The 15,621-nt window shown below is 32.7% G+C and carries 17 protein-coding genes and 1 pseudogene; 3 read left to right on the forward strand and 15 right to left on the reverse strand.

What is annotated here, in order from left to right:
* The first annotated feature begins 347 nt into the window (after positions 1-347).
* Together H7K77_RS21115 and H7K77_RS21425 are read left to right on the forward strand one after the other, a co-directional pair.
* The gene (locus H7K77_RS21115; RefSeq protein ID WP_222599467.1) at positions 348-500 is read left to right on the forward strand and encodes a hypothetical protein; all 153 of its coding nucleotides are present in this window, start codon (positions 348-350) and stop codon (positions 498-500) included.
* A gap of 102 nt (positions 501-602) precedes the next feature.
* On the forward strand, positions 603-791 hold the full coding sequence (locus H7K77_RS21425; RefSeq protein WP_407926447.1) for a hypothetical protein: 189 nt from the start codon (positions 603-605) through the stop codon (positions 789-791).
* Between the two features lie 504 nt (positions 792-1,295).
* Here the strand turns inward: H7K77_RS21425 and H7K77_RS21120 are convergent.
* From H7K77_RS21120 to H7K77_RS19185, 8 genes are all read right to left on the reverse strand, one after another.
* Complete coding sequence (locus H7K77_RS21120) at positions 1,296-1,607, reverse strand: hypothetical protein (protein ID WP_222599460.1); 312 nt, start codon at positions 1,605-1,607, stop codon at positions 1,296-1,298.
* A gap of 939 nt (positions 1,608-2,546) precedes the next feature.
* Entirely contained in the window at positions 2,547-3,149 is a 603-nt protein-coding gene (locus H7K77_RS19155) for a hypothetical protein (protein ID WP_222599461.1), read from the reverse strand.
* A 405-nt stretch (positions 3,150-3,554) separates the two neighbouring features.
* On the reverse strand, positions 3,555-3,965 hold the full coding sequence (locus H7K77_RS19160) for an RDD family protein (RefSeq protein ID WP_186580319.1): 411 nt from the start codon (positions 3,963-3,965) through the stop codon (positions 3,555-3,557).
* Between the two features lie 989 nt (positions 3,966-4,954).
* Complete coding sequence (locus tag H7K77_RS19165) at positions 4,955-5,998, reverse strand: DUF4030 domain-containing protein (RefSeq protein WP_186580321.1); 1,044 nt, start codon at positions 5,996-5,998, stop codon at positions 4,955-4,957.
* A complete protein-coding gene (locus H7K77_RS19170) occupies positions 5,988-6,530 on the reverse strand; it encodes a sigma-70 family RNA polymerase sigma factor (RefSeq protein WP_186580323.1) in 543 nt (180 codons plus the stop codon). The genes H7K77_RS19165 and H7K77_RS19170 overlap by 11 nt, the downstream gene beginning before the upstream one ends.
* A 249-nt stretch (positions 6,531-6,779) precedes the next feature.
* On the reverse strand, positions 6,780-6,992 hold the full coding sequence (locus tag H7K77_RS19175) for a hypothetical protein (RefSeq protein ID WP_186580325.1): 213 nt from the start codon (positions 6,990-6,992) through the stop codon (positions 6,780-6,782).
* Between the two features lie 124 nt (positions 6,993-7,116).
* Positions 7,117-7,506 carry a hypothetical protein gene (locus H7K77_RS19180; protein ID WP_186580327.1) on the reverse strand — a complete coding sequence of 130 codons (390 nt, stop codon included), beginning with the start codon at positions 7,504-7,506 and terminating at the stop codon, positions 7,117-7,119.
* Positions 7,507-7,558: 52 nt separating this feature from the next.
* Positions 7,559-8,077: a hypothetical protein gene (locus H7K77_RS19185; protein ID WP_222599462.1), complete on the reverse strand. Its 519-nt coding sequence runs from the start codon at positions 8,075-8,077 to the stop codon at positions 7,559-7,561.
* 197 nt (positions 8,078-8,274) lie between these two features.
* On the opposite strand from H7K77_RS19185, the pseudogene H7K77_RS19190 reads away from it, so the two are divergent.
* Positions 8,275-9,402, forward strand: a pseudogene (locus H7K77_RS19190) (DHA2 family efflux MFS transporter permease subunit); the annotation flags it as partial.
* Between the two features lie 258 nt (positions 9,403-9,660).
* Here the strand turns inward: H7K77_RS19190 and H7K77_RS19195 are convergent.
* The 7 genes from H7K77_RS19195 to H7K77_RS19225 all read right to left on the reverse strand — a co-directional run bounded on the left by H7K77_RS19195 (position 9,661) and on the right by H7K77_RS19225 (position 15,492).
* The gene (locus H7K77_RS19195) at positions 9,661-9,858 is read right to left on the reverse strand and encodes a helix-turn-helix transcriptional regulator (RefSeq protein WP_186580332.1); all 198 of its coding nucleotides are present in this window, start codon (positions 9,856-9,858) and stop codon (positions 9,661-9,663) included.
* Positions 9,836-10,210 (reverse strand): DUF3796 domain-containing protein, encoded by a 375-nt coding sequence (locus tag H7K77_RS19200; RefSeq protein WP_186580334.1) that lies wholly within the window; start codon positions 10,208-10,210, stop codon positions 9,836-9,838. Before H7K77_RS19200 ends, H7K77_RS19195 begins: the two co-directional genes overlap by 23 nt.
* A gap of 351 nt (positions 10,211-10,561) precedes the next feature.
* Complete coding sequence (locus H7K77_RS19205) at positions 10,562-11,005, reverse strand: GNAT family N-acetyltransferase (protein ID WP_186580336.1); 444 nt, start codon at positions 11,003-11,005, stop codon at positions 10,562-10,564.
* Between the two features lie 185 nt (positions 11,006-11,190).
* The gene (locus H7K77_RS19210; RefSeq protein WP_186580338.1) at positions 11,191-11,667 is read right to left on the reverse strand and encodes a hypothetical protein; all 477 of its coding nucleotides are present in this window, start codon (positions 11,665-11,667) and stop codon (positions 11,191-11,193) included.
* 380 nt (positions 11,668-12,047) lie between these two features.
* On the reverse strand, positions 12,048-12,650 hold the full coding sequence (locus H7K77_RS19215; protein WP_186580340.1) for a DUF3267 domain-containing protein: 603 nt from the start codon (positions 12,648-12,650) through the stop codon (positions 12,048-12,050).
* 928 nt (positions 12,651-13,578) lie between these two features.
* The gene (locus H7K77_RS19220; RefSeq protein WP_186580495.1) at positions 13,579-14,859 is read right to left on the reverse strand and encodes a S8 family peptidase; all 1,281 of its coding nucleotides are present in this window, start codon (positions 14,857-14,859) and stop codon (positions 13,579-13,581) included.
* A 321-nt stretch (positions 14,860-15,180) separates the two neighbouring features.
* Positions 15,181-15,492 carry a hypothetical protein gene (locus tag H7K77_RS19225; protein ID WP_186580342.1) on the reverse strand — a complete coding sequence of 104 codons (312 nt, stop codon included), beginning with the start codon at positions 15,490-15,492 and terminating at the stop codon, positions 15,181-15,183.
* Positions 15,493-15,621 lie beyond the last annotated feature (129 nt).

Genomic DNA, 15,621 nt, shown 5'->3' on the forward strand with positions numbered 1-15,621 from the left:
AAATGGTACTTTCTACTTTATACAATTAGAATTCCGATTTTTGGACCTAATATCAACATTAAACCTTTTTCAAGAGCCTATTATTAAAAAGGTTAATAGTAAACACCTCCTGTTGTATACACGAATTAATACTAATAAAAGTTCCCACGCATTACTTATCTGATTAACAAAGTACAATGATAAAAGGAACGTCCCAGCAGTCTTTTTTGTTGTTACAATAGATAACACCGTAAAGTTAAAGTGTCCTATTACATGAAAGCCATCTACTTTTGTATTATTATTTCCAATCAAATCAATAAATAATTTAGAGAAAGTGGGGTTATGTTTTGAATAAAAGTTTATTTTATTTGATGTTATTGATAGTTGCAGGTTCATTTATTCTTAATATTTTCGTAGATAGTGAATCTACTTCAACCACAATCAATATTATTGGGTTGATTGTTATGGTTGTTGTGGTGATTTATTCAAGGATTATGTTTAGTCGTGATTCTAAAAAGTAATCCTCTCGTTGATGTTTTGGAAAAGTTCAGAGGATCTCATTTAGGAGTTAAAAAAGAGAGTTGTAGGCACATAGTTATAGCGGTATAATAATATTTTATCAAATGAAAATAAGGGGCGGCTCTATGGATACTAAAGGCATTGATACTTCTATAACATACGAATACAGCGAATATCCAGACGTAAAAGCGGGGCGTTGTGATAATTGTGGACATACCCTATTCAAATCATCAGTCGGTAAAGGTAATTTTCTAAGAGAATGTAGAAACTGTGGCATGAAAAAGAATATATAATGCTTCCTTTATAAACTAGATTTTTTTGTAAACTATCCACTATCATTAAGTAAGACAGCCGAAGCAACCATTTGCTTCGGCTATTCGGCAGCATTTACGAAATTATTTTAAAAAATACTAAAAAACAAGAAGGAGCGATTTTGCTTCTTTTTTTTGTTCCTAATTTCACTATCCACTAATACCAGTTTAAGGATCATACTGTATTAATACTAGTGCAATTGATTGTACAAAAGTACCGGATCAGGAAAGGAGATCATATTGACAAAGAATTGACTATTAACAATAGTAGTATCTATCCTTCTGTGACCGCTAGATTGGATGATACAATTTTTGCTTGATAAAATGATACACTTTTTCCAGTTAAGGACTTCCCTATTTTATGGAAGAATGTGTATGATGGGTTAAGGATGATGCAACCACTATTTGTCTTTTCATCATCAATACTCACGAAACCGTATATATATACTAATAAATATGCATGTTAACGTATTAGTGCTTGTTGCACTAACTGGCAGTAATGTTTAATAAGAAAAATTTAATAGGGGTGAAATAATTGGATTTTCTAATATTCGCAACACCTATAGCAGCAATTATTTTATTTGTTAATTGTGTCTCATTAGCCAAAAAAATAAAAAAGGGCGATGAAAATACTACTAAAGAAACAGGTTGGGGTGCAATTTCGTTTGGGGTTATAATATTTGCATTAGTTTGGAGTATCTTAATAGTCTCCAATTTGTAGTGTTGTTCAATTAACGGGTGCTTATGTTCAATATCTCCAATATCTAGAAGAGCCAAAATATACATTGTTTTATGCATTAAACTGTATATTTTGGCTCTTTGTTTTTTTACCTTCATTAAAAAATCAGGGCACTGCTTAACAGATGTCTTGTTATAAGTGGCTGCAATTCACTATAAAATAGGGATGTTAATTTCCAGTAAAGTGTGTCAGTTATTCTAGCAGATTAAGGGTGAAATACATCAAAACCCCCGGTTAACGGGAACAAATTCTCTCCCTTAACATCGTCCTTCCTTCTACTTCCCCTTGTTTAGTTCACTCTACATTCATTAGATTACAATTTAACAATTCTTTCATTAGCAAAGGAGTATTAAATCACACTCGCTCATTGTCATGATTTTATACGGTAAGGTGAATAACAAAGAACACAAATATATACTTGTTTGAATAAAATAATGTATACTTGGCTCTTATTAGATAATAGAGTTATTGAACTAACGCATCCTTTAGTTTAATAAACCACTAGGATTAATTATCGCAAAATTAAATTAATCTATAATTTCCCCACTTAAAAACTTTGTGTCACAATAAGGACAACGGTATATATCATCTAAATCTGTGTCAATGTCAAATCGTAATGGAAGTCTATTCTTACATATTGGGCATTTCCATAAGAGAAAATACATGATGAAAAAGACTACCATTAATAAAATACCAAGGATAGTTATCCATCTAACCCCAAAAAAACTATTGATGATATTAAGAGGAATGGCGATAAATACACACAGTAATGATACTTTCCTATATTGCATTATGTCTCTAACCTTTCGTACCTTTTGTGAAATAATTATCCCCCCTGAATTAATTAGGTAAATTATATCTCATTTTAAATAACTACTAATATATGGAATTTGAAAATTACCGTTCCTTTACACCATAGAATCCTTTTTTCATTAGCAACTTTCCCTATTCTACATTATCACCCAGTTAGTTCATAGTTCAATAATGATTGTTTATCCTTAAGAATTCAAATCAGCTATTTTCTTAAATACTAAGGAATATGTTGCCTCAATATGCTCCTTTGTCTTTTCATCATTATATAATCCAAACCCTACTCTATCTGCTCTCTCCGAATTTTTTGGTTTATACACTCCTTGTATATAGGCTAATCCAGGTTGCCAATCCCATGAATCGCTATACTCAATATCTTCCACAGATGTAAATGGGATAAGACTTTTAGTAGCAATGAAAAAATATGGAATAGTAGATTTCAAGTAAATAGTTGCATATTGACTCTCTGAAGCCTCAGGAAATTTTTCTTTCATAATAAAGACTGCATCATAAGAATCAACTTGCTCTTTAGACAATTCATCAAAAGATATTTCATTAAACTCAACCTGTTCTTCTCTAACTTTTGGTGATTCTCCAATCACAGCAATTTTTAATGATTTACCGTTATATAAATTAAATTCTGTATTCGAAGAACTATTTAAAGATATTGAACCTTTATTTTCTTCAGAATTATCTTCATTTAGCTCTTTGGTTATCTCACTGTTATCCTTATTTTCGCAACCTACTACCGAAAAAAGAATTAAGATAAGAAAAATAAATAGCTTTTTCAAAATACAACCTCCTAGTAACCTTAATTTTAACGCACGCAAATCCAATAATGCATATTCAACATTACTGCTCTTTACTTTAATAAGAGAGGCGAATACCTTGATCAGTACTCGCAGCCGTTAGCTTAAAACTGAGAAATTAACCAAAACAACAATCACACAATAAATACAAAAATCAATAAACTGATTGCAAATAAAGTAAAAGCAATCTGTATGAGTATGTACATTGTAAATTCAAAGGTTGAAAGTTTATGTTGTTTTTTCGTTTTTTTAAATGCCTTAAAAAGAAAGCGGAACTAATAACAAGAACTACAATAGCAATTGTTCGTAAGACTTCTGCAAAAATGGTCAAGCTTATTAGCTACTCCTTCCCCTACTTGAAGTGCATTCCCTAACTATTGTTAGTTATTATCCTTTACTTACATATGTTCCACCCACAAAATCGTGAATTGCTCTTTTGTCTTCACGAAATATGACCATAAAAACACTAACTACTATGGATAATCCAAACGTGACAATACCAATAAGGTGAAAACCTACAAGTTCTCTCATTATGGTATTGGATAATTTTACATTACCGCCATCTATTCGTTTTAATTTGATATTACAAATTCTTTTACCAATGATATATCCAGACCATAATACGGGGATGACAATTAAGTATATTACATAAAATATATCCCAGCTCATTCCTTTGTTGACATCCATACTGTATTCACCTGTAAAGGCATAAAATAAAATCCCAAATAATATTGAAATGATGATAACATCTAAAAAACTTGCTAATAATCTTTCGCCAAACCCAGCATATCTTTTCAAAAATTGTTCTCCCCTTTTTCATTTCCTTAGTCAATTGTTCAACTAGCAAACATCGTTAAAATGCGAATTATTCGTATATATCCACTTTTTCGTGATCATCTATAATGTAAGACAAACAAATCATACAAACTCTTCCATAGAAAGGGGAAGTCCTTAACTGGAAAATAGTGTTTCATTTTATCATCATCTCTTTCAAACGGTCACTATCCTGCCATTATCTACAGTATGTTCTCCACCGTATTAACAAGCGTCATCTACTTTTCTTTTTTTTTCCAAAAATAGAACTATAAAAAGGATAATGAGAGCACATACTAGCAAAATACTTCCCAATAAAATATAATCAAAAAATGATGCTAATAAGAATCCGGCCAAAATCATAATGGTAAGCAAAAATCTCCAAACCATATATTTAAAGGTCATTTCTCCTACCTCCCTTTTATCTTTGTCTTCACTTCTAATCTAACAATCCTGTTGGTACTTTATATAAAACTTACATATATACCTCTCTCTACATACCACTTTGGTTTAATTTCCTCTTAAACATATAAACCAAATCTGACATTCCATTATATTTATTCCGAATCACATTTAAGGTACATATCACAGTTGAGAAAACGCACATAAGTAAAATTGTTCACGTTTCAATTTTAACACAAATTTCCAGTATATCTTTATAAAATCAAATGAAAATGATCTTCGAATTGCGAATCTTTTCGTAATTCAAATGGGAGTTAGAGGACGTGCTAATAAGCTCTTTCACTTGAATTCTGTCCTATAGTGAACCTTATTAAAATGAAACAGTGCAGCACTGCAAGACAGTTAACTGTTATTTTAAAGTAAAATGCAGACTCAAATAAGAGAATATCTATTTAATCATAGTCCCAATTTCAACACCAAAGAAATTAACAAAGAGCCAAAATACATTTTAGTGAATTAGATAATGTATTTTTGGCTCTTTGAAGCATTTGTTTTGTTGAGCTAACGCCTCTCTATTCGATTTCTTTATGGTCTTGACCTTCAACAATTACTTTATACTGGTCATTACGGATTGTTCTCGTTTCTTCACTACTCTCGATATACAAATCTACTTCAGACCGAATCTCATCTGCAATGTCTGAAGCATCTGGATTTTTAGCGTTCAGTGATGTTTTTATAATGATCTGAAGTGGATAAGGATGAAATGAAAATGCAAAACCTGTAACTGGGTAATGTTTAGTTTCCATTAATGCTTCTCCAATATTACTGATTGCACCTGTTCTTTTCCATCGTTTTTCTTGCTCAAGAGCTTTGTTCTGTATTTGACGAACATCTACTGTTAATTCATCACCATATGCACTAGCTTCTTCCCTGATTATTTCTTTAAGTTTATCTAATCGACTTTCCGATTCAGGGACAATAACGTTCATATAAACACCTTCAATATTATTAATACGAACTTGAATCGGATACATTAACTCATATCCTTCTGCTTCTATACGTTTTGTTAAGGAAGTAGTTAATTCTTTACTATCTTGTTGACCCTTCTTAATCTCAGCTCTACTTCGTTCCGTTTGGACTTCTTTTTCTTCTTCAAGTGGAACAAGTGTTACATCAAACCCATTAAGTTCCATATTATGTAGCTGATTTTGTATCTGATTTGACATTTCACGAACGTTACCAGACGAGCCAATGACTCCAACAAGCATTTCTTTATCTTCCATATTAAATTCTAGACCCCCGATACGCAGTCCGTTTGCAGCTATGATAGGTAGTACCTTTTCTCCCAACCTGTCTTGTTCTTTCAAACTTAATTCCTTTTCTTCTAGGAATTTACTAATATACGGAATCTTTGCAACAACATTTTCTACAGAAGGAATAAAAAAGGCACTTCCTAATAGCATCATTAAAATTGCAGCGACAGTTAATCCTCTAATTACAGATCGTTTTCTACTCTTTGGTTGTGTATTATCTAATTGACTAAGTACTTTTCTCTGATGGAGTTTTGTAAATCTTTGTTTTTTTATTTCTTCCGGGTATTCCCATTTATTTTTCAATAACATCTCCTCCTTCTATATATTTTCTTAAACTTTCGCGGGCACGGTAAAGTCTAGTTTTAACCGTACTAGATTTCACACTAAGTACATTGGCAATCTCACTTATGGACAACTCTTCATAATAATATAAGATAATTACCTCACGAAGTTTTACGGAAAGATTTAAAACTCTATTAAAAAGGACCGCATTTTCCTCTTTCTTTAAAATACCAGACACTACGGAATCTTCAACAAGGCCGCTCTCCTTTTTGATCAATGATTGTGGAAATACATGTCGGAAATACCTACTTCTTACATAATCTTTACAATAATTCACTGTAATTCTATATAACCAAGTTTTGTAGGTAGAACCATTCTGAAATGTATCAAGAGATTTATAACATTTGAGGAAGATCTCCTGCGACAAATCTTCAGCTAGCTGCCTTTCTTTCACATATGTAAAGGCGACACGAAGCACCATATCACCATACATCTCCATAAGACTGATTAAAATATCTTGATTCGATTCTTCTTTTAAATGTTTGTCATGCATAGCACCTTCTCCTTTACTTTCATTCCATTAGACGAAGATTAGGGGGTACAGGTTCCCTTGGCAATTATTTTTCTTGACTTTATTTCTTAACAAAAAAAGGCTGCACCATCTGATAGAGGTACAGCTTACTCAATTATTATTTATAAAACTAACTACTATTCATCCCTTTAGTGCCATAAGACTTTGTCTTTGCTGAATTGCTTCCGTCTGATCAAAATAGATTTCCACCTTTTACAAACGGGATAAAAACTACATAATTGGCACCAATAAAAATAAGCCAAAATAAGACCGATTGAACTCGATGCTTGAAAAGAATACTGTCTTTAATGCAACCCCAAAAATATTAAGCCATACATCAATGGATTGAAAAGCATCTGCTTTTTCCCACCATCCACTTGTAGGAAAAATACACTGCCCATTATTAATGCATACACGGTAATGGTTAAAAAGTTGTAATGCCAACTAATAAATTCACCTATAATGCAAACAGGATATAATGAAGGAACCACAGCAATATTTACGCTGTGTCTTTATCCCCCAGTTAAGTAAAATATATCGTTATCAGGTAATTAGCTAATTGGCTTTTTCAGTCTTTCCATTCTAGATGTTCTAATTGTGTAATATTCCTAATCTTGCTCATCGACTCTATACAATCTATGAATGACTTTGAACAAGGAAACTCCAAAGTTTTGTATTGCTTCCCTAAAACACATTCAAAGTACCCTGTATATTGCTTATTTTCGGGATTATACCCATATCTAATGAGCAATTTATACTCATAATCTAATCCTGGCATTTTATCGAAATACCGAGTAGATACTGCTCTTTGTAAACTTTCGTATGTAAAAGTGTCTAGCCCCCAGCGAATTATTATCTCTTCATCTGAAAATATAGTATTTACCTTAGCAAAAGCACCCTCTTCGTCTTTTGAAACACTTAGTATATAAAGCTGTGGAAGTACAGAAATGCTTGACAAAAAATCACTTCCTTCATCATTAATTAACCTGCCAAATAGTTAAATTAGATTATTAATCACCCAATACAAGTGTAGAAAATGCAAAAGTATTGCCGTCAATTTCACATCTAATCAATAAAGCATGTATTAGCTTCCCTTCTATTGCATAATCCTGATACGTATCAAAATCAATGATTTCCTCAAATGAAAATGTTGCAATACCTTCTTCAACGGTACTTACGGACAAGGGATTTACAGCATATTCAGAAATAATATTAGCGTTTTCGTCCACTACATAATCATAAATTTCAATTTCCTCTGTTTTAAAATTCAGAGCTTCGACTTGAATTTTGTCACCGTATGCAACTGTTGGTAAATCACTAAATCTTTTGCCTACCATAAAATCTTTTAGTCTCTCTTCCATTTCTTCTTGTTCCTTATTGTTTATATCCCCATAATATATTGGATTTAATTCCTCTGAACCAGAATGAATTTTGATTTTAGGTTCTTCCGTTCCACTTACACAAGCAGATAACATTGTTGCAACTAATAGAGAAACTATTATAACTAACAATCTTTTAGGCTTTTTCAACATAACACACATCTTTTCAATAAAATTTTTCAATATAAAACCACTGTCTTGGTTAGTAATCCTACTCCATTAGATAAACAATCCTTGTCCTTTCCATTGGTCAAAGCTGTTCTGGTAACCTATTCAGACATAGATTTCATTTTTTTCTATGATGATAAGTAGTTTAATGCTCTTTTGAGGTCAACGTCTTCTTTAGCCCCCTTATGATGAGTGTTATTCTATTTATTTTCCCTGCTGAAAAAAGAGGTAGTGCAATGGGCTTTATTGGGTTTGCGATGATATTTGCCCCTGCCCTCGCCCCAACCTTAGCCGGTTTTATTATTGATTATGTATCATGGCGATGGTTATTTATTGGTTTGGCACCTCTTGTATTAATTGTTATTTTATTAGCCTTAAAATTTTTAGTTAATGTTTCTGAAACTGAAAAATCAAAACTAGATTTAATAAGTGTTATTTTATCAACAATTGGTTTTGGATTTATATTATATGGTTTCAGTATCGCTGGTAATAAAGGCTGGAGTACCTCGATAGTTATATTTTCATTACTGATCGGATTATTGTGTACTGTTTGCTTCTGTATTCGCCAACTAAAATTAAAGGATCCATTGTTAAATTTATCAGTATTCAAGAATAAGGTATTTACTTTAACTTCATTACTCAATGTGTTAGTAACCATGATCATGTATGCAGATTTGATCTTATTACCTATTTACTTGCAAACAGGTAGAGGTTTTACAGCATTTGAAGCAGGTCTTTTATTGTTGCCTGGGGCTGTCATCAACGCTCTGTTGTCCCCAGTCACTGGTAAGTTATATGACAAAATTGGTGCAAAGCCACTATTTATTATTGGACTATTATTTATGATTCCTTCTATGTGGGCTGTAACAGATTTAACAGCATCGACGTCTTTCATGTATCTAATGATACGTACTATCATTTTGCGTATTGGTTTAAGTTTCATTACGATGCCACTCAATACATCTGCATTGAACGAATTACCTAAACAGTTAGGGTCACATGGCTCTGCGGTTGTAAATACTGTGCGTCAACTAGCAGGAGCAATCGGAACAGCTGTAGTGGTAACCATTTATACAGCAAAAGTTAACAATTATAGATCAGAAATGATAAATGATATTCCAGCTGCTTCTACCGGAGAAATTGAAAGTCTCTCTTCTATTCTAGGTTCGAGTGATGCATATTTCTTTATGATGATATTAGCAGTTGTCGCATTACTATTAACGTTATTTATGCCACAGAAAAAGAAAAGTACTAAAACAACAGGACCTGTCCCATCTAAATCCATCAGTACAAGCAATGCAGAGTAAAATGGATAGAAAAATAGTTGAGTACTAAAAATAAAACAAGCCTCATCTTTAAAGATGTAAGGCTTGTTTTCATTTAAATGAAAATTTCCGAAACAAAATAAAAAGTTATAGTTTTCACCTCATGGATAAAGAATCAACCCTAACTAGTAACTTAAGCATGTTCTTTTCAGTCAGCTTAAATGGAATTTATCTACTGCGCAGCAAAAAAGGATAGTTCTTGTTTACTTAAAACTTCCATTAATTTAGTGTATATGCTTACTATTCAAAATTAAACAGTTCTTCAACAGACACATTAAATACTTTTGCAATATCAAATGCTAATTTTAAAGAGGGATTATATTTTCCGTTCTCAAGTTTTCCAATCGTTTCACGTCTAACACCTACTGCAATCGCTAAATCTTCTTGTGATAGACTATGTTTTGCTCGATATTCTTTAATTTTTGTTGTAAATGCCATCTTCAATATCCTTCTTTTCTCTTCGTTCAATCAATTCCAAACTAATAATAAACGTTAATAGAGATACAGCAAATGTGATAACAAATAGTAGTCGTAGCACCGATACATTATCGATAACAAATGAAAAAGTAATTACTACTGTTGTGAAAATAAAGCCAAGGAAAAAAGCTTTCGTTGCAGCACTTTGAACATTTAGGATAAATAGTTCATCAGGTTCCACCTTTGAGTATAAAAAGAAAAAGAAAAAGACAAACATGAAATAGGCCACACTCATATCTTCTCCCATGAAACTAAAAGGTCCTAAAAATCCTATAAAACCCAAAAAACCTAAATACGCTAATTTATTTTTCATAATATGAAGCACCTCTTATGTGATATATTTATAACATTATGTTATAAATATATCACATTCGCAAGATAATTTATTGAAGAAATTAAATTATTTTAATCAACTTCCCGTTTGTTTAAGTGTACTATCTCATAATATGAGCAAAGGAAAACCCTATTTAGACTGGATTCTTTTCTCTATACTACCAAGTCTGTTTAAAACTTCTTTGAACTGGAAGTCAACTTTATCAAATCGTTCTAAGATGATTCTAAGCAATTGGTCATTATCCATTAAATCACCTCTTTACATAATTCAATTATATTATAAGAATAAAACATTATTATACTAATCAAAGATAGAAACTAAAAATTCAAGTTAATCCCCTTTAGGTAAACAACTCAATTTTGATTTAAAATAAATGATTTCAGCGTCTCCCTCATCTAAGTTATCAACCACCCCACTCTTAACGAACCCATTTTTTTCAAATACACTTTGCATATTAATATTAGAGCGATTAGTGGAAGAAAATACTTTGGTTGTTGGGGATGAACTAACCAAATAGTCCATCAATAAACTTGCGTATCCTTTTCTTCTGCTAGATGGTGAAACAATAATTAGGGAAATAAAAGCACATTCAAAGAAATTAACATTATATATCAAAAAACCGACGAAATCTTCGTTTTCTTTCGCAACTATACATTTTCCAAACTTTATTGAGTTCTCAATATAATTTCTTCTACTTGTATTGCCTATCACTTCACCGTCTATTTGTACTATTTTCTCTAAGTCATCGATACTGGCCTCAACGACATTTATCACCTCACTACCCCCTCTATGATTTTTATGATTTAGTACTCACGTGTTAAGCGCACATTGATATACAGTACCCATTCCAAAACATTGATCTAGTGCACCCTTTATCATTGTTTACATGTAGCCATAGAAAAGCTGTTTAAGGACTTGATTTGGAACCTCTGTGGTTAGATTTGTTTTGAAATTTATGTTTAAAGATGTTCTAAATACACAATCCCCATAAAAATGAACCAAGTTAATACTGGTATTGCCAAACTTTTAATTGCTTGTAAAGGCTTATAATCATCATGCTTTTTTTGCAGAAGTCTATCCGTAATAAAAAACAAAACAGAAGCACCTAAACTATAAAATAACAATACAAGACCAAAAACAATGTGTAGAATCCCAGACACAATTACTTCAGATTTATCATTTTCTATTTTTGTTGAAACAAAATGACCAATTTTATCACTCATCATAGATGCTAACACTCCATAAATTAAAATGACTGGAAAGCTGTACATCAAATAAATAGGCGTTACTAATACAACAGCAAATAAAAAATTGGGTAGTGAAGTGATAGCCTCACCAAAAGGATTTGGGTCGAATAGCCCTAGCAAAAAGGCAAATAAAGAACCGGAGATAGACGCCGAAATAATTTTTCTTGCTAACAGTTTGACCACCTCCATAATTAATTTCCCACTCTGTTACAATTTTAACATAAATATCCATACAACTTATTTTTTAATAGAAATTCCCACTACAATTAGATAGTGTTTTAATAAACACTATCTCAGTCGACAGAAGTTTATATCACCTAGTTAAATCTGGTTGTAATAAAATACGCTTTACTTCTGTTTCAAGCTCCGCGAATCAAAAAATAAGCATTCCAATGGATACGCCAATTGGAATGCTTATTTTTCACTCTTTAACCAGAACCAAATAAGAAGGTAGTAGCTAGCCGCTCTTCGAAAAGGAAATTCGCTTTTTAGTCTGTAGAAGTACTTATGTAGCATACAAAATCCTTTTGCTTTTACGAATGATGTAAAATCTATACAACCGATAGTCCTTATTTAGGCATATACCAATAGGAATTCATACCCGAAAGCTGTTGAATGGAGCCCTTCGGCATTTGGAAGGTCGCATTCCATACATTTAGATAATCTCCTATACCGAACAACAAACTGAATGATGCAAAAGAGAAAACGAGATCCGTTATTACCAAGTCATAGGGAAGAAATATCCAGATAAGCAGTGGTAACACACCGAACACAAGATTAGGCAATAATGATAAAAAGATAAACCTTGCCTTTGATATTGGTGCTGTGGAAACAACAAAAGCCATTAAAGATGCCGGACTAAACCATAGCTCCACTTCTTTATTCTTCGGAAAAACAATGGCGTGCAGAAATTCGTGTGGGAGGATCATTAGAAATGCCAATATAATTCCCCAAAAGTTAAAAATACCCATTTCAAAAATATTGTCCGTTAACAAAGATTTTAAAAATATGGCTAACCCAATTAATATAAATACTGGGATAACAAACAATGATGCTACAACATTCAGCTGCAACATAGAATCTGGTTCTTTGAATTTTACTGCATCCGGAGGTAGGTTGCCCACCGGAAGTTGATCCTTATCTTTATATATTCCTTTCCATACTAACTTCATAACACAACTCCTGACCTGAATGATTTCTTTTATTAAATGAACAAAACTAGATTAATATATTACTCGCTTTTAGCGAAAAGGGCATGGAGGTTCAATGCTTTTATTATACTAAAGCTCCTATACCAACTAAATGTTCTATCCGGATTTAGTACCAACCATCACAATCATACCAAAAATAACTTTCCACACTATAAAAAAAAGAATATATTATATTATGATATGAAACAAATCGTGCATTAAAAACGTACTAAACTTTTGATCTATAAAAAATTTGTGGTGGATGTTTTTAGTTTGTGGTATTTATTCAAAGTAATTATTACACTACTATTTATATATGTAATAGTACTACTATCCGTTAGTATTGATAAATTGAGTTCCTTTTTGGATAAAACTATATTCCATTCGTTAAGTAGAAAGACCAAGAAACTCACTTTCATTTTTCTAACAATCGTGTTTCAGTTTTCTTTCTTTAGCAATAGCTGTCTCGATCCTACTAAACTGGAATTATATTGATACACTATTTCTATTTGTATTTATATTTTTTGGGCTATTATGGTTTCTAAATATTTCCGAAACTTCTAGCCATAATGTTGCTGAGGTACAGAATAAATATTATTTAGGTGGTCACTCAGACCATTCTAAAATAAAGTCTATTTCATTTAACTTCTCTGCATATGCAACTGGCACCATAATATTTTCTACTATAAGCTTAATCATGACTTTCGTTCACTACTATTCTTATTTTTGATAAACCATTTATTTTAATTAAAAAATATTGCCCTCATTATTTCCTACATAAGTAAACTCACTGTCAAACGGAGTTCTAGTTTAAAATAAATATTTTAAGGTAGTTCAAAATCCCCCTATCTATTTAAATGGTACAGAAAAGAAAGGGACAAGGGACCTGACCCTATGTCCCTTTTTGTACTTATATCAGATTTCCAGCATCTAGATAGCCATGACCTTGAACATTGGGTGCTTGTCCTAAGTCTTCGCATGCATTTATTAGTCTTTGCTTTACATCGTCTGGTGTCAAGCGTGGTTCGTTTTGTAGTAGTTGGGCTACTACACCTGCACAAATTGGTGTGGCCATTGAGGTTCCTGACAGTGATATATAGTTGCTACCTACACGTGACATCGGATTGGTTCTATCAATATAGGATCTTGGAGAGCGTAAGGAAACAATGTTTACCCCTGGTGTTAAAAGATCGGGTTTGGTTATTCCATCAATTGTCGGTCCACGGCTTGAAAATTCAGCAACAACATCATCAGAGCGATCCACTGTATTATTATCATTTGCAGCACCTACTGTAATTACTTTAGGACTTGTTCCAGGACTTGCAATCGTTTGAGATGATGGTCCGGAGTTACCTGCTGCTGCGCAAACAACCATGCCATTATCCCATGCTCTATTTACAACTTTAACTACAGGGTCGTCATCAGCAGATTGCGTAGCATTAGAACCAATTGATAAAGACAGGACGTCAATATTAAATCTTGATTGATTCTGGATACACCATTCTATCCCGGCTATTATTGTTGAAAGGGAACCAGACCCCATTTTATTCAGAACTTTTACCCCAACAAGGTCTGCTTCTGGTGCCGGTCCTTGATATTTCCCCTGTGAGGAAGCACCACTTCCAGCAGCGTCCCCTGCACAATGGGTACCATGCCCGTTATCATCATAGGCTTCGGTTCGATTGTTAATAAAATCTTGAAAGCCTATGATTCGGCCTTCTAAATCAGCATGAGGATAAATACCAGTATCGACAACAGCGATCGTTACTCCATCACCTGTTAAACCTGACTGTTTCAGTTGATCAGCATTAATCGATGGAGATGCCGTATCAAGTAATGTCGTCACTTCCCTATCATAGTAAACCTTTTTAATATGGTTACAGTTATTTAGTAAGTGCTCAATATTTTCTATTGATAGATTTGCAGAACAACAGGAAATAGAAGGGAACTCTTTAAGCGTTTTCCCTTTCGCCTTTTTAACATCATTCAAGCCATAATCAAACGTATGATCCTCAAATTCAATTATAATTGGTAATCTTTTCGCCTTTTTCTTTACACGTTCAATAGGACGATGCAAGAAACATGGAACTTTCCTAAATGGTCGATAAAATTGGATCAGCTCTCGGCGAATGTCCTGATCTAACTTATTGCCCATTCTACGAACAAGCTGAATAATAGAGAAACCTAGCATAAACACCATTCCTTTTCTTAAAATTGCGTTCAAGACATCGTACGCAAAAGTAAGATTAGTGAATGGTTGATTCATAACAGTTTCTAGTAAAATAGGTAGAAATCTATCATTTAGAAGACTTTTAACCTATGGACAGTCCTTCGTTTTACTTACTAGTTTTAAATGTATACAAAAAACAGAGCATGGAGTCATCCTCACTCCATGCTCTGAATCAAAATAATCCATCAGTTTATATATTTCTTAGTGTATTGGATTAGCCGTAATATTTCTCTCAAACTAAAAAAGACTATGAATAAAGTACTGCTCTATAACCCCACGCAATCACTCTCCAAGAAAATTCCTTTTCATTTCTGGATAGGCTTTTACTTTTATAAAAAGTACAAATAATATAAATGGAATACATAACAGCAGCCCTAACAACACTATTGGCCCATAAATAAAAGCTCCTACTATTATAACAAAAGAATAAATAATAGGAATTAAATACACAAGTAAAAACAAAATATTCATAACAAGTAATGAAAGATATTTTAACTTCTCTGTTTTATCCTCTGAGTTGTTGCTCACTTGTTTACACTCTATAATTTCACCAATTGTAATACCAATAATTTCCACGAAAAGATTTAATCTCATAAACTCTCCCCTTGTGCCGCCTGGGAGTCGACACGCACTTTGCTCCTATAAAGCGTTTTTGCATCTGCTATCACGGACTCCATATTTGTGAAAGTCGATTTCCTTTTTGCCATTCATTAAATAATAAAC

Source organism: Aquibacillus kalidii (assembly GCF_014280935.1).
GTDB lineage: Bacteria > Bacillota > Bacilli > Bacillales > Amphibacillaceae > Aquibacillus_D > Aquibacillus_D kalidii.